Raw genomic sequence first — 14,818 nt, forward strand, 5'->3', positions numbered from 1 at the left:
ATGAACACATCGGAACAGGATCGCTGGTCACGCGTGAAGAGCCGGCTGCGCTCGAACGTAGGCGAAGACGTCTATACGAGCTGGTTCGCCCGCATGGATCTGGAAGGCGTGCAGGAGGAGAGCGTGCGGCTCTCGGTTCCGACGCGCTTCCTGAAGAGCTGGATTCAGGCGCATTATGCCGAGCGCGTGCTGTCGTGCTGGCAGGCCGAGGCGCCGGAAGTGCATCGCATCGATCTCACCGTTCGCTCCGCGGTGCGCCCGGTCGTGCAGCAGAAGGAAGCGCCTGCGCCGGTCGAAACACGCCGCGCGCCCGCGCCGGAACTGCGCTCGACGGCGACTGCGCCGGTCTCCGCAAATCATGACGCGCTCGGCGGCTCGCCGCTCGATCCGCGCCTGACCTTTGCAAGCTTCGTCGTCGGCCGTTCCAACACGCTGGCGCATGCGGCGGCTCGTCAGGTCGCCGAAGGGCGTCGCGGCGATCCCGTCATGTTCAACCCGCTTTACATCCATGCGGGCGTTGGCCTCGGCAAGACGCATCTGCTCCAGGCCGTGACCTGGGCCGGCAATTCCGGCAACGAGCGCAAGGTGCTGTATCTCACGGCCGAAAAATTCATGTACGGCTTCGTCGCCGCGCTGAAGACGCAGACGGCGCTCGCCTTCAAGGAAGCGCTGCGCGGCATCGACGTGCTCGTGATCGACGATCTCCAGTTTCTGCAGGGCAAGTCGACCCAGGCCGAGTTCTGTCACACGCTGAACGCGCTGATCGATGCCGGCCGCCAGGTCGTGATCGCGGCCGACCGTCCGCCGTCCGACCTCGAAAGCCTCGACGATCGCGTGCGCTCGCGTCTGGCCGGCGGTCTCGTGGTCGAGATGGGCTCGCTCGGCGAAGAGCTGCGGCATGGCATCCTGAAGTCGCGCGTCGCGGCGGCCCGCGCCCATCACGCCACCTTCGACGTGCCGGAGGAGGTGCTGCTCTATCTGGCGCGCACCATCACCCATAACGGCCGCGACCTCGAAGGCGCGATCAACCGGCTTCTCGCGCACTCGAAGCTGAACAACCAGCCGGTGACGCTGGAGATGGCCGAGCGCGAAGTACGCGATCTGGTCCGGCCGCAGGAGCCGAAGCGGATCAAGATCGAGGACATCCAGCGCGTGGTAGCGCGGCAGTACAACGTCAGCCGTTCCGACCTCCTGTCCTCGCGCCGCACCGCCAACGTGGTCCGTCCGCGCCAGGTGGCGATGTATCTCGCCAAGACGCTGACCCTGCGCTCGCTGCCCGAGATCGGCCGCCGCTTCGGCGGGCGCGACCACACCACGGTGCTGCACGCCGTGCGCAAGATCGAGGCGCTGGTCAACAAGGACACGGCACTGTCCGAGGAAGTCGAGTCGCTGAAGCGCCAGCTTCAGGAATAAACGCCTAGGGCTCCTGTCATTCTCCCGCCGCCCCGGCCATGCCTGGGCGGCGGTGTTCGTTTGCCGGGACGGCCGCCCTCCTTTTGGGCTGTAAATCGTGGGGAACCACCCCCCAATCCCTTGAAACGGATGGCTTTCCGCGCCACCTTGCGCGACCCTGACGGCTTTGGTCATATCGGCTGGATGATCCGGCTTTTCGGGGTCTTCGGTGCCGTGGCGCGCGTCCCGCCGCCCGGCTTTTCCAACGTTGTGTTTCCTTGGGGATCGGGCGAGTAGTGCAATGAAGGTTACGGTCGAACGCGCGCAACTCCTGAAATCGCTGGGTCATGTCCACCGCGTGGTCGAGCGCCGCAACACCATTCCGATCCTCGGCAACGTGCTGGTCCGTGCCGAGAACGCGAAATTGTCGCTGAAGGCGACCGACCTTGACCTCGAGGTGACGGAGACGCTCGCGGCCGAAACCGCGACCGCGGGCTCCACCACCGTGCCGGCGCACATGTTCTACGACATCGTGCGCAAGCTGCCTGATGGCTCGCAGATCGTGCTGGAGGCCGACGGCGACCGCGCCGTGCTGGCGATCCGCGCTGGCCGCTCGCGCTTCACGCTGCAGACCCTGCCGGAGAATGATTTCCCGGATCTCGCGGCCGGCGACATGTCGCACTCGTTCTCGCTCGCCGCCAAGGACGTCAAGCGGCTGATCGACCGCACCCAGTTCGCGATCTCGACCGAAGAGACGCGCTATTACCTCAACGGCATCTATCTGCACGCCGCGGGCACGGCCACGGCCGCCACCCTGCGCGGCGTTGCCACCGATGGCCACCGCCTCGCCCAGCTCGACCTGGTCCAGCCCAAGGGCGCCGACGGCATGCCCGGCGTGATCGTGCCGCGGAAAACCGTCGGCGAGGTGCAGCGCCTGATCGAGGACAACGAGGCAGAAGTCACGATCGAGCTGTCGCAGGCCAAGATCCGCTTCACCATCGGCAATGTGGTGCTGACCTCGAAGCTGATCGACGGCACCTTCCCCGACTATGGCCGCGTGATCCCGCAGGGCAACGACAAGGAACTCGTCGTCGACAAGAAGGATTTCGAGAACGCGGTCGACCGCGTCTCCACCATCTCCAGCGAGCGCGGCCGCGCCGTGAAGCTCTCGCTGTCACCGGGCAAGCTGGTGCTGTCGGTCACCAACCCGGATTCCGGCAGCGCGACCGAAGAGCTCGAAGTCGAATACGCCTCCGACGCCCTCGATATCGGCTTCAACTCGCGCTACCTCCTCGACATCGCCGCCCAGATCGAAGGCGACGTCGCCACGCTGAAGCTCGCCGACCCCGGCTCGCCGACGCTGGTGCAGGACAAGGACGACAAGAGCGCGCTTTACGTGCTGATGCCGATGCGGGTTTGAGGGACGTGTTCCCTCACCAGCGCACACTGCCTTTAGAGCCAGCGCGATGCACGTTACTGCGCCCTCTCCCCTTGTGGGAGAGGGCTGCACCGGTGTTTGACGCAAACTCACTTGGGTGAGGGGTTGGTGCCACGAGACCCGTCCCATCGACCGACCTCCCCGCCTCTCCGCCAATTTGCACGGAAGATGCGGCACGAGCCGACTGACGCCGAAAGGGCAATGTGGCGCTTGCTGAGGGATCGTCGGCTCTCCACATTCAAGTTTCGCCGACAGAAGCCGTTCAAGAACTACATTCTGTTTCGAGAAAAGACTCGTGATCGAGATTGACGGAAGCCAACATGCAGAATCAGAAAGCGACGCAGCTCGTGACGCGGCCTTGTCCGCCGAAGGTTTCGCCATAGCGCGTTACTGGAACAATGACGTGCTGCAGCAACCCACTTCGGTGTTGGAAGACATCCTTGCAAAGCTTGCCGGGCGGTAAGATACCCCTCACCCGTCGCCTCACTTCGTGAGGCGCCACCCTCTCCCACAAGGGGAGAGGGGAAGAATCGCGTCCATGACGAAGAACTGATGACCCCCTCCCGCATTCAACGCCTGACGCTGACGCATTTTCGCAATTACCGGGCGGCGGGGCTCGAGACGGCGGCTGACATGGTGGCGCTGGTCGGACCGAACGGGGCCGGCAAGACCAATTGCATCGAGGCGATCTCGTTCCTGTCGCCGGGCCGCGGCTTGCGGCGCGCGACGCTGGAAGATGTCGCCGACAACCAGGGCGACGGCTCCTGGGCGGTGTCCGCGCAGGTCGAGGGCGCGCTGGGGCTCGCCACGCTCGGCACCGGCATCGACGCGCCGCGCCCCGACAGCACGGTCAGCCGGCGCTGCCGCATCGACCGCGAGCCAGTGAATTCGGCGACCGCCTTCGGCGACCATATCCGCATGGTGTGGCTGACGCCGGCGATGGACGGGCTGTTCATGGGCGCGGCCTCCGAGCGGCGGCGCTTCTTCGACCGCCTGGTGCTGGCCATCGACAGCGAGCATTCGAGCCGCATCTCCGCGCTCGAACGCTCCCTGCGGTCGCGCAACCGCCTGCTCGAGACACGCAATTACGACGACCATTGGTGTGACGCAATCGAGCGCGAGACCGCAGAGCTTGCGGTCGCGGTCGCCGCAACGCGTGGCCAGACCGCAGCGCGCCTCACGGGCATGCTCAACGCCCGCGCGCAGGAATCCGCGTTTCCGTCCGCTCAAATCGCGCTCGACGGCTGGATGGAGAACGCGCTGCTCAACGAGACCGCGACGTCGGTCGAGGACCGCTACCGCCAGATCCTGCGCGACAACCGCCCGCGCGACGCCATCGCCGGCCGCACCACCGACGGCCCGCACCTCACCGATCTCCAGGTGATCTATGCGCCGAAAAGCATGCCGGCGCGCGATGCCTCGACCGGCGAGCAGAAGGCGCTGCTGATTGGCCTCGTGCTGGCGCATGCGAGCCTGGTCGCCGAGATGACCGGCATCGTGCCGCTGCTGCTGCTCGACGAGGTCGTCGCGCATCTCGATCCGAACCGGCGCGCGGCGCTGTTCGAGGAGCTACGCAAGCTCGGCGCGCAGGTGTGGCTGACCGGCGCCGACCCCGCCGCCTTTGCCGAGATCGGCGCCGGGGGCGAAGTCTTTGACGTCGAGAGCGGACGAGTCTCGGCCCGCCGATAGGCCTCGCCGTTGAACCCGGGCGTTTCCCTTCGCGACTAGCCTTTTGAGGCCGCGGCGATGCCTGTCACGGCCTTCGCCAGCGCGCAGCACGCGCGAACACCCTGGAGAATGAGATGCGGACGGTAAGGACCGGGGCGCGAGTCCCGGCTCAATGGCTGGCGTTTGCGTGCGGCCTCCTCTTGCTCGCGGTCTGCATGCTCGCGGCGAGCGCCAGCGCTTGGGTGCCGCATCTGTCGCCGCTGTTCGCGTCGGCACTCACGCCGGACCCCGCTGCCAAGCTGCCCGCGCCGACCCGTTACAGCTACCGAGGAACTCACACCACCGTCGTCAAGGGCGTTGAAACGCCGCTCCGCACAAGGCTGGAGGCCACCGTGCCCGCCGAGCTCCGCGACGTGCTCGCCTTCTACCGCACCGAGCTCAGCAAGCTCGGCTGGCAGGAGCAGCGCGATGGCGCGGTGGTCTCCGCCGATCACGTCCAGCTCGCCTTCGCCTCCCCGCTCGGACCTGGCATGCTGGCGCTCGACCGCAAAGACGCCAGCACCGCCGTCAATCTCGTGCAGAAGAATGCATCTGTCGCGGCCAATGCGAACGTCATGCCCGAGCCCGGCCAGGCGAAGCTGGTGTTCTCCAATATCAGCGAAACGGAAGCCACGCTCACGATCAACGACCGGACCATCAAGCACGCCGCCGGCGCCTACGCGGTTTCGCTGGATTTGCAGCCCGGCAAATATTCCTACGAGGTGAGCGTGCCGGGCCATCCAGCCACTACGAGCATCCTCAACTTCGCCGCCGGCGATACCTGGGAGCTTACGGTCGGGCGCAACGGAGAGGCATGGTCGCCGCTCCTATTGTATTGAACCTCCCGGGTTTCTGCCGCGACTTCTGGTCTGAGGCCGCGCCGACGGTGTCGCAGCCTGCACACGCGCGAGGGATGAATACCCGCGCGAAATCCAGGAGTTTTGACGATGTCGATGACCCCGCGCGGGATGCAAGTCCCGGCACGCTGGCGGCTGCTTGCCTGCGGCCTTGTCCTGATGGCGAGTTGCTCGATCGCGGCCGCCGCCGACGGAGGCATCGTCGACGTCCATGCGCTGCCGCAGCTCGAGGGCGCGGTGGAGGACACCTCGCGTCCCGATCCCTACCGCGTCGAATACCGCATGCCGACGCCGGAAGCCGTGACATCGCCGGCCGTGAAAAAACTCCTCAGCACTGACGGCTGGGTGCCCTATGTGAGGCCGCTGGAGGAGAAGAGCGCCACGCTGAACTTCAAGAAGGGACGGCAAGGCCTTTCGGTTCACTTCACGCAAGCCCTCGGCCGGCCCGATCAATCCGTGGTCTACTACACGACCGACCGGATCTACGGGAACGTGCCGTTTCCGGACGGCGCGAGCGACATCATGTTCGATGGGACCCGGCCCTATCTCGGCTGCATCGCGCCCAGCGCGCTCGATGCGACGTCGGATTTCTACGCCAGCCAGATGGCCGCGATCGGCTGGCAGAAGCTCACGCCGGAAACCGCCGCGCGCTGGACGACCAGCCTGGATGAGACCGTTCCCAATGGCTTTCGCGCGTTCTATGCGCACGCTGATAGCAAGGAAGGCGGCTTCTACCAGCAGAAGCCGGTCATGCTGACGCTGACGCGCCGCGACGACGGCCGCACCAATGTCGATATCCGCGTCGCGCCCTTCGCCCTGCCCAGCGAGCTCAAAGCCGATGGCGATCTGGCCGGCCTGCCGCGGCCGAACCCGACCAAGACGGCCAGGGGCCTCGGCAGCACAAGCTCCAATAAGCGCGAGATGTCGGCCGCCGCGATGGCCGAGCTGCCCGCCGTGCTGGCCTTCTATCACCGCGAGCTCGCCGCGCGCGGCTGGCAGGAGGACGGCAGCGCGCCGCTCGCGCCCGGCGACGAGGTCGCGATCAAGATCTCCACGGCCGAGGAAACCGGTGTGCTGCGGCTCGGCCGCAAATATGATTTCACCATGATCAGCCTGAACGTGCAGGTGAAAGAATCCGCGCTGGCCGCCCGCGCCAAGGCGAAGAAGGAAGCCGACGAGAAGTTCCTTGTGGATGCGCTGGGTACGGCCAAGCAACTCATCGCCGCCGATGAAGCAAGGCGCAAGACGCAGGCGGCCGCGCTGTCGGATGCGCCGCTCAATACGCTTGCCGACAGCAAGACGCCGGTACCGCTGCCCGAAAACGCCGAAGACGTTAAGTTCGAAGGCAGCGACGGGCGGCTCCAGTTCTCCTCCACATCCAGCGTCACAGCGCTCGGCACCTTCTACCGCGCATCGCTGAAGAACGCGGGCTGGAAGGAGCAGCCCTCCGTCATCAACCAACCCAACATGGCGGTGATGGAATTCTCCAAGGCCGGCAAGTCGATCTCGATGACCGTGATGCAGATGGGCCCGAAGGTGAATGTCAGCGCCAACGGCACCGGCCTGGTCGTGGCTGCGGCGAAGCCGGTTGAGTCCAAATCGGCAGAAGCAAAGCCGATCCAAGCCAAATCGACCGAGCCGCTCAAGCCCGATCCCGACGCGGCCCTGCCGGTACCGACGCAGCGTAGCTCGAGTGGCGTCAGCTCCACGAAATTCCCCGGCAGCGACCAGTCGTTCCGCAAGGAGCTCGAGGCCAGCATTCCAGCTGAGCTCTCGGATGTCCTCGCCTTCTATCGCGCGGAGCTCACCAAGCGCGGCTGGCAGGAAAAGACTGACGGCGCGACGGTCACCGCCGAGCGGGCGGAGCTAACGTTCACCTCGCCGGAGGGACCGGCTGTGCTGAAGCTCGGCCGCGCCAGGGACGAGACCACCGTCAGCCTGGTGCAGCGGAATCCGCAGGCCGCAGCCAAGGCCGACATCATGCCGAAGGCCGGACAAGCCAGGGTGATGCTCGGCAATATCGGGCCGAAGGAAGCCTCGCTGACGATCAACAAGCAGACCATCAAGATCGCGGCCGGCGCCGGCGGCCCGCAATCGCCGAAGGGCCCGATGCTCGATCTGCCGCCCGGCAAGTATCAGTACGCGCTGCGCATGCCCGGACAGCCCGCCCGCACCGAAACCCTGACCGTTGCCGCCGGCGACGCCTGGGGCCTCCTGGTGGGGCCGACCGGCGAGGTGCTTCCGCTCCAGATGTATTGATCCCGCCGCCTGTGCCCGTAAGGGCCACGTTGAACCTGTCCGGTTCGTGGGGCGACTAGTCGCTAACATCCCTGGAGAGTGGGCATGACGACGGTAAGGCGCGGGACGAAGGTCCCGGCACGATGGCGGCTGTTCGTGTGCGGCCTCGCTCTTCTCGCGGGCGGCCTGGTCGCCGCAAGCGCCGGCGGATGGATGCCGCACCCATCACTGCAAACTTCGGCCGTACTCACACCGGCGGATCCCAACGCCGACATGCCGGTGCCGAAGCAACACAGCTTCTCCAGCTCCAACACCACCCATGCGACCGGCATCGAAGTCCCGCTGCGGGTCGGACTCGAAACCCATGTGCAGGCCCAGCTCAGCGATGTGCTCGCCTTCTACCGCACGGAGCTCGCAAAGCGCGGCTGGGAGGAAAAGCCGGATGGCGCTGTGGTTGCCGCCGATCATGTGCAGCTCGCCTTCGCCTCACCCAAGGGGCCGGCTACACTGAAGCTTGGCCGCGCGAAGGACGAGACCATTGTCAGCCTGGTGCAGCGGAATACGGAGGCCGCGGCCAAGGCCAATTTCCTGCCGATAGCAGGACAGGCGCGGCTGATATTCGGCTATCTCGTAGCGGACGTGGCTTCGCTCATGATCAACGATCAGACCGTCAAGATCGCGGGCGGCGTCAATCACCCGCAAGCGCTGGATCTGCCGCCCGGCACGTATTCCTACAAGCTGGTCTTGTCGGGCTATCCGGTGCGGACCGATAGCATCACCGTGGCCTCAGGCGAGACCTGGTCCCTCACGCTGGACGACGATAAGAAGCCGGACCAGATCTACTGAACCCAGCGGCCTGTTCCGGGGCGCCACGGCGCCTGGGAACGCGCTTCTCCGCCCCGCAAAATCCACGCCTTCAAGAGCTAAAAACAGGGCCTCGAATCGCCCTTTTCGCAAGCCCCAGAATCGGCCTCCAGGAGCCTTGAAAACCGGCTAAAAATCCCTATTTCATCAAAGGGTTGCCGGAGGATACTTTGCGCTAGGCGCAAGCGGTCTTTCATGGCACAAATAGCCTGCAAATCAGCGCCTTTTGCGCGGCTGATTCGGGCGACATCTCGAAGGCCTCTCATGACAGAACCTGCTCGGCAGACGCCTGCCGAAAACGAGCCCTCAAATCCGAGCGATTACGGGGCGGAATCGATCCGCGTGCTCAAGGGTCTCGACGCCGTCCGCAAGCGCCCGGGCATGTATATCGGCGACACCGACGACGGCTCGGGCCTGCACCACATGGTCTACGAGGTCGTCGACAACGCGATCGACGAGGCGCTGGCGGGCCATGCCACGCGCGTCGATGTCGTGCTCAATGCCGACAATTCCGTCACGGTGCGCGACGACGGCCGCGGCATTCCCGTCGACATCCACAAGGGCGAAGGCATCTCCGCGGCCGAGGTCATCATGACCCAGCTCCATGCCGGCGGAAAGTTCGACCAGAATTCCTACAAGGTCTCCGGCGGTCTGCACGGCGTCGGCGTCTCCGTCGTCAACGCGCTGTCGAGCAAGCTCGGCTTGCGCATCTGGCGCGACGACAAGGAGCACTACATCGAGTTCGCCCATGGCGATGCGGTTGCGCCGCTGAAGGTGGTCGGCGACGCACCGGGCCGGCGCGGCACCGAGGTGACGTTCCTCGCCTCGAACGAGACCTTCAAGAACATCGAATATGATTTCGCGACGCTGGAGCACCGGCTGCGCGAGCTCGCCTTCCTCAATTCCGGCGTCAACATCGCCCTCTCCGACATGCGTCACGCGGTCGAGAAGCGCGAGGAGATGCACTATTCCGGCGGCGTCGAGGAATTCGTCAAATATCTCGACCGCAACAAGAAGGCGATCGTGCCGGCGCCGATCATGGTGCGCGCGGATGCCAACGGCATCGGCGTCGAGGCCGCACTGTGGTGGAACGACAGCTACCACGAGAACGTGCTGTGCTTCACCAACAACATCCCGCAGCGTGACGGCGGCACCCATCTGGCCGGTTTCCGCGGCGCGCTGACGCGCCAGGTCAACGGCTATGCCGAGGCCAATGCGAAGAAGGAAAAGATCGCGCTGACCGGCGACGACTGCCGTGAAGGCCTCACCGCCGTTCTCTCGGTGAAGGTGCCCGATCCGAAATTCTCGTCGCAGACCAAGGACAAGCTGGTGTCCTCGGAAGTGCGTCCCGTGGTCGAGAACGTCCTCAACGAGGCGCTCCAGGCCTGGTTCGAGGAGCATCCCTCGGAAGCCAAGATGATCGTCGGCAAGGTGATCCAGGCCGCTGCCGCGCGTGAAGCCGCGCGAAAAGCGCGCGAGCTGACGCGCAAGAGCCCGCTCTCGGTCTCCTCGCTGCCCGGCAAGCTCGCCGACTGCCAGGAAAAGGACCCGGCGAAATCCGAACTCTTCATCGTCGAGGGCGACTCGGCAGGCGGCAGCGCCAAGCAGGGCCGCAACCGCGAATTCCAGGCGGTGCTGCCGCTGCGCGGCAAGATCCTCAACGTCGAGCGCGTCCGCCCCGACAAGATGCTGGGGAGCGAGCAGATCGGCACGCTGATCACCGCGCTCGGCACCGGCATCAGCGACGAGTTCTCGATCGAGAAGCTGCGCTATCACAAGATCATCGTGATGACGGACGCCGACGTCGACGGCGCCCACATCCGCACGCTGCTGCTGACCTTCTTCTACCGGCAGATGCGCGACATCATCGACGGCGGCTACCTCTACATCGCCCAGCCGCCGCTCTATAAGGTCAGCCGCGGCAAGTCCGAGCAATATCTGAAGGACGAGCGGGCGCTCGAGGATTATCTGATCGACACAGGCCTCGACGACTGCGTCTTCATTCCCGGCGTCGGCGGCGATCGCACCGGCCGCGACTTGCGTTCGCTGGTCGATGATGCGCGCGTCGTTCGCAGCATCCTTCGCAATTTGCACAGCCGCTACAATCGCAAGGTGATCGAGCAGGCCGCGATCACCGGCGTGCTGAACAAGGCGATCTACGGCGATCCCGAGAAGGCTGCCGCGGCCGCGCAGTACATCGCCGGCCGCCTGGACAATCAGTCCGAGGAGGTCGAGCGCGGCTGGCTCGGCCAGTACGTGGAAGGTCAGGGTTTCCAGTTCGAGCGCACCGTGCGCGGCGTCAAGGAAGCCGCCGTCATTGACGCCGCCTTCCTGGGCTCGGTCGAGGCCCGCAAGCTCGACGAATACACCGTGAAGCTCCAGGACGTTTATGCCCGCCCTGGCAAGCTGCGGCGAAAGGACGTCGAGCACATGGTCTACGGCCCGGTCGACCTGTTCGAAGCGGTCACCGACGCCGGCCGCAAGGGTGTCACGCTGCAGCGCTACAAAGGTCTGGGCGAAATGAACCCGGAGCAGCTCTGGGAAACGACGCTGGACATCGATGCGCGCTCGCTGCTGCAGGTGAAGGTCAAGGAGGTCGACGAGGCCGACGACATCTTCACCAAGCTGATGGGCGACGTGGTCGAGCCGCGCCGCGATTTTATTCAGGAACATTCGCTCAGCGCGACGATCGATATTTGAGGGCTGGTTGACCTTCGGCGGTCGTCATGCCCGCGCTTGTCCCGCCTGCGCGGCCGAAGCCGCTTCGGCGAGGCGAAGGCCCGGGCATCCACGTTCGTCTGTACATGCGGCTAAGACGAGGATGGCCGGGACAAGCCCGGCCATGACGATGTGGATGCACACGGGCTGAACCTCGCCAGCCACCATCGCGACGAAGCATCATGACGAGCTCTGCGACCACCAGCCCTGCTCTCCCCTCCCGCCGTCTCGGCGTGATCGGCAGCATCATTGGCGTGCTGGCGCTGATTGCGGCCGTTCTGCCGCACTGGGTCATACCCGTGATCTATCCGCCGCCGCCGGCGGACAAGGTGATTGTCGACACCGGCCATCGCCTGAAAGATCGCCTGATCGCACGGGTCAAGGGCGTCGAATACCACGCACCGCCACGGGAGAAGTCGACGGGAAGCCAGCTCAGGGAGGCATCCTCGATTGGGGCGATCTCGCTCGGCCTGCTCGCCATCCTGTTCTCCGTCCTCGCGCTCGTGTTTCGCGAGGAGCGGCTCCTCGCCGGTGTCGCGGCCGCACTCGGGAGCGGCGCCATCGCCATCGAGATCTCCTTCCTGGCCATGGGCGTGCTGATGCTGATCGTCATCCTATATGTGGCGGCGAACATCATCGGTCTGTTCTGACCGGCGCACGCTACGAGCTCCCATCCTCATCCTGAGGAGCCCGCGATAGCGGGCGTCTCGAAGGATGGCGGCGGGCGAGCGCTGGGCCTCTATGCTTCGAGACGCGCGTTCCGCGCTCCTCGCCATGAGGGATTGGCAGCCTCTCCGAGGCTAACGGATCGGCAACGGCCGGTGGCCGCCGCAATTGCTCCCGCGCTCAATTCTCTGTAGTTTCCGCCCGAAACAGCCCCACCCAACAGGACAGCGAGAACCCCGTGGCGCCCATCCAGTACATTGTCGAGGGCGGTCACCGGCTCTCGGGCTCGATCGAGCCGTCCGGCAACAAGAATTCGGCGCTGCCGATCATCGCCGCCGCCCTGCTCACCGAGCATCCCGTGACGCTGGAGAACGTACCGCGGATCCGCGACACCGAGACGCTGGTCGAGCTGATCCGCTCGGTCGGCGCGGCGGCGGAATGGACCGCCGGCAACACGCTGCACATCCACGCCAAGAGCATCCGCGCCGCCGACCTCGACCCCGAGCTCTGCGTCCGCATCCGCGCCTCGATCCTGCTCGCAGGCCCCCTGCTCGCCCGCTGCGGCGAAGTGATGCTGCCGCCGCCCGGCGGCGACGTCATCGGCCGCCGCCGCCTGGACACCCATGTGCTCGCGCTCGAACAACTGGGCGCCAAGGTCACGGCGACCGATCGGCTCGAATTCCGCGCGGCAAAGCTCGCCGGTGCTGACGTGTTCCTGGACGAGCCGAGCGTCACCGCAACCGAGAACGCGCTGGTCGCGGCGGTCGCCGCCGACGGCGTCACCCATTTGCGCAACGCGGCCTCCGAGCCGCATGTGCAGGACCTCGCCAACTTCCTGGTCGCGCTCGGCGCGCGAATCGAGGGCATCGGCACCAACACCATGATCGTGCATGGACCGGCGACGCTGGGCGCTACGACCTACCGGATCCAGCCCGACCATATCGAGGTCGGCTCGCTGATCGGGCTTGCGGCCGTCACGCGCTCCCCGCTTCGCATCGTCCGCGCCGGCGTCGAGCATCTGCGTTCGATCCGCATGGGATTCGAGCGGCTCGGCATTGTCTGCCGCATCGAGGGTGACGATCTCATCGTGCCCTCGAACCAGACGCTGAAGATCCAGGACGATTTCGGCGGCCACGTGCCGAAGCTGGAAGACCAGCCCTGGCCGGCTTTCCCAGCCGATCTGATGTCGATCGCGATCGTCACCGCCACGCAATGCGACGGCGTGATCCTGATGTTCGAGAAGATGTTCGAATCGCGGATGTTCTTCGTCGACAAGCTGATCGCGATGGGCGCGCGAATTGTTCTCTGTGATCCTCATCGCGCCATCATCGCCGGCCCCAGCCGTCTGCGCGGGGCATCGATGATCTCGCCCGACATCCGCGCCGGCATGGCGATGCTGCTGGCCGCGGTCTGCGCCGAGGGCACCTCCACGATCAACAACGCCGACCAGATCGAGCGCGGCTACGAGCGCATCGACGAACGCCTGAACGCGCTCGGCGCGAAGATCAGGCGCGTGCCTGAAAGGAAGGGCTGAGGCGGTTTTCTTCCCTTCTCCCCTTGTGGGAGAAGGTGGCGCGAAGCGCCGGATGAGGAGTATTTCTCCGCGACCACAGTAACGTAGGGTGGGCAAAGCGAAGCGTGCCCACCGCTTCTGTTGCAGTGTTGGATCGATGGTGGGCACGGCGCAAGTGCGCCTTTGCCCACCCTACGATTCCGAGCTAGCGGAGAGAACCCCTTGTAAGTCGAAACGCCGCTGGTCTGCTATTGTAGACGTTGCGGTGACGGACGGGAGCCCGCAACCCCCCAGGTCGTTGCAGGCCGTGGGTGAGAGAGGTGCCCCGTCCGTTAGTCCATTGAACCCGAACAGTCGCCTGGGCCGCAAAGTGCGAAGCCCGATTAGGCAAGGAAGGGTGACCATGGATATCATCGCGGTTGGTATCGACGTATCGAAGGACCGTCTTGACGTTGCAGTTCATCCCGGTGGTGAGGCGTTCGTCGTAGAACGCAACGGTGCGGGGTTGGAGCAGCTGACCGCGCGGCTGAAACAGCTTGCGCCCAGTATTGTGGCGCTCGAGGCGACGGGCGGCTTCGAGACCATTGCGGCAGCGGCAGTTGGCGGCGCCGGCCTTCCTATCGTCGTTGTCAATCCGGCGCAGGTCCGTGCCTTTGCCAAGGCACTCGGACAACGCGCCAAGACCGATCCGATCGATGCTTCTGTAATCGCTCACTTTGCCGCAGCGACACGGCCCGAACCCCGGCCTTTGCCGGATGAGGCGACACGGTTTTTCTCGGATTTGGTGACGCGCCGGCGTCAAATCGTGGACATGATAGGTGCCGAGCGGCAACGGGAAAAGCGCGCAACCTCGCAGCATTTAAGAAAGAGCATCACACGGCTGATCAAGGCGCTGGAGAAGGAGCTCGTCAGCGTCGATACGGACATCGACGATGCAGTGCGATCTTCGCCGGCCTGGCGCGAAGCAGAGGATTTGCTGGCCTCCGTTCCCGGCGTTGGGCCCATCATTGCCCGGACCTTGATGGCCGAACTGCCAGAGCTCGGCCGCCTGAACCGCAAGCAGATTGCGGCACTGGCCGGCTTGGCGCCCTACACGCGCCAATCCGGCCAATGGCGCGGAAAAAGCTTCATTGGTGGCGGGCGACAAGCGGTGCGAACGGTATTGTTCATGGGAGCAATGACCGCCAGACGTCACAACCCCGTCCTCAAGGCCTTCTTTGAGCGCCTCGTGGCCAATGGAAAGCCGAAGCTCGTTGCCCTGATCGCCGTCGCCCGCAAGCTGCTCACCATCCTCAACGTCATGATCAGGACGAAAACACCATGGCGACCCGCTTGACAGCGAACACAGTCGCTCATCCGGCTCGCCGCTTCGCGGCGATCCACCCTCTCCACAAGGGGAGAGGGTAAAGAGACACGAGCCATGTT

Annotated in this window: 10 protein-coding genes and 1 pseudogene; all 11 read left to right on the top strand. The window is 65.3% G+C overall.

The window, feature by feature from the left end:
* The 11 genes and pseudogenes from dnaA (at window position 1) to ACKWRH_RS00055 (ending at window position 14,729) form a co-directional block, all read left to right on the top strand.
* Window positions 1–1,413 carry a chromosomal replication initiator protein DnaA gene (dnaA, locus tag ACKWRH_RS00005; RefSeq protein ID WP_028151114.1) on the top strand — a complete coding sequence of 471 codons (1,413 nt, stop codon included), beginning with the start codon at window positions 1–3 and terminating at the stop codon, window positions 1,411–1,413.
* Window positions 1,414–1,693: 280 nt separating this feature from the next.
* Entirely contained in the window at window positions 1,694–2,812 is a 1,119-nt protein-coding gene (gene dnaN, locus ACKWRH_RS00010) for a DNA polymerase III subunit beta (RefSeq protein WP_445218812.1), read from the top strand.
* Between the two features lie 126 nt (window positions 2,813–2,938).
* Window positions 2,939–3,293 (top strand): annotated as a pseudogene (locus tag ACKWRH_RS00015) (DUF559 domain-containing protein).
* A gap of 89 nt (window positions 3,294–3,382) precedes the next feature.
* Window positions 3,383–4,519: a DNA replication/repair protein RecF gene (gene recF / locus ACKWRH_RS00020; protein ID WP_445218813.1), complete on the top strand. Its 1,137-nt coding sequence runs from the start codon at window positions 3,383–3,385 to the stop codon at window positions 4,517–4,519.
* Window positions 4,520–4,632: 113 nt separating this feature from the next.
* Window positions 4,633–5,376 carry a hypothetical protein gene (locus ACKWRH_RS00025; RefSeq protein WP_445218814.1) on the top strand — a complete coding sequence of 248 codons (744 nt, stop codon included), beginning with the start codon at window positions 4,633–4,635 and terminating at the stop codon, window positions 5,374–5,376.
* 108 nt (window positions 5,377–5,484) lie between these two features.
* Entirely contained in the window at window positions 5,485–7,653 is a 2,169-nt protein-coding gene (locus tag ACKWRH_RS00030; RefSeq protein WP_445218815.1) for a hypothetical protein, read from the top strand.
* Window positions 7,654–7,737: 84 nt separating this feature from the next.
* Window positions 7,738–8,478: a hypothetical protein gene (locus ACKWRH_RS00035; RefSeq protein WP_445218816.1), complete on the top strand. Its 741-nt coding sequence runs from the start codon at window positions 7,738–7,740 to the stop codon at window positions 8,476–8,478.
* A gap of 282 nt (window positions 8,479–8,760) precedes the next feature.
* A complete protein-coding gene (gene gyrB / locus ACKWRH_RS00040; protein ID WP_445218817.1) occupies window positions 8,761–11,196 on the top strand; it encodes a DNA topoisomerase (ATP-hydrolyzing) subunit B in 2,436 nt (811 codons plus the stop codon).
* Between the two features lie 200 nt (window positions 11,197–11,396).
* Complete coding sequence (locus ACKWRH_RS00045) at window positions 11,397–11,864, top strand: hypothetical protein (protein WP_445218818.1); 468 nt, start codon at window positions 11,397–11,399, stop codon at window positions 11,862–11,864.
* 254 nt (window positions 11,865–12,118) lie between these two features.
* Window positions 12,119–13,414 carry a UDP-N-acetylglucosamine 1-carboxyvinyltransferase gene (gene murA / locus ACKWRH_RS00050; RefSeq protein ID WP_445218819.1) on the top strand — a complete coding sequence of 432 codons (1,296 nt, stop codon included), beginning with the start codon at window positions 12,119–12,121 and terminating at the stop codon, window positions 13,412–13,414.
* Between the two features lie 382 nt (window positions 13,415–13,796).
* A complete protein-coding gene (locus ACKWRH_RS00055) occupies window positions 13,797–14,729 on the top strand; it encodes an IS110 family transposase (protein WP_445218820.1) in 933 nt (310 codons plus the stop codon).
* Window positions 14,730–14,818 lie beyond the last annotated feature (89 nt).

This window comes from Bradyrhizobium sp. Pa8, assembly GCF_052588265.1.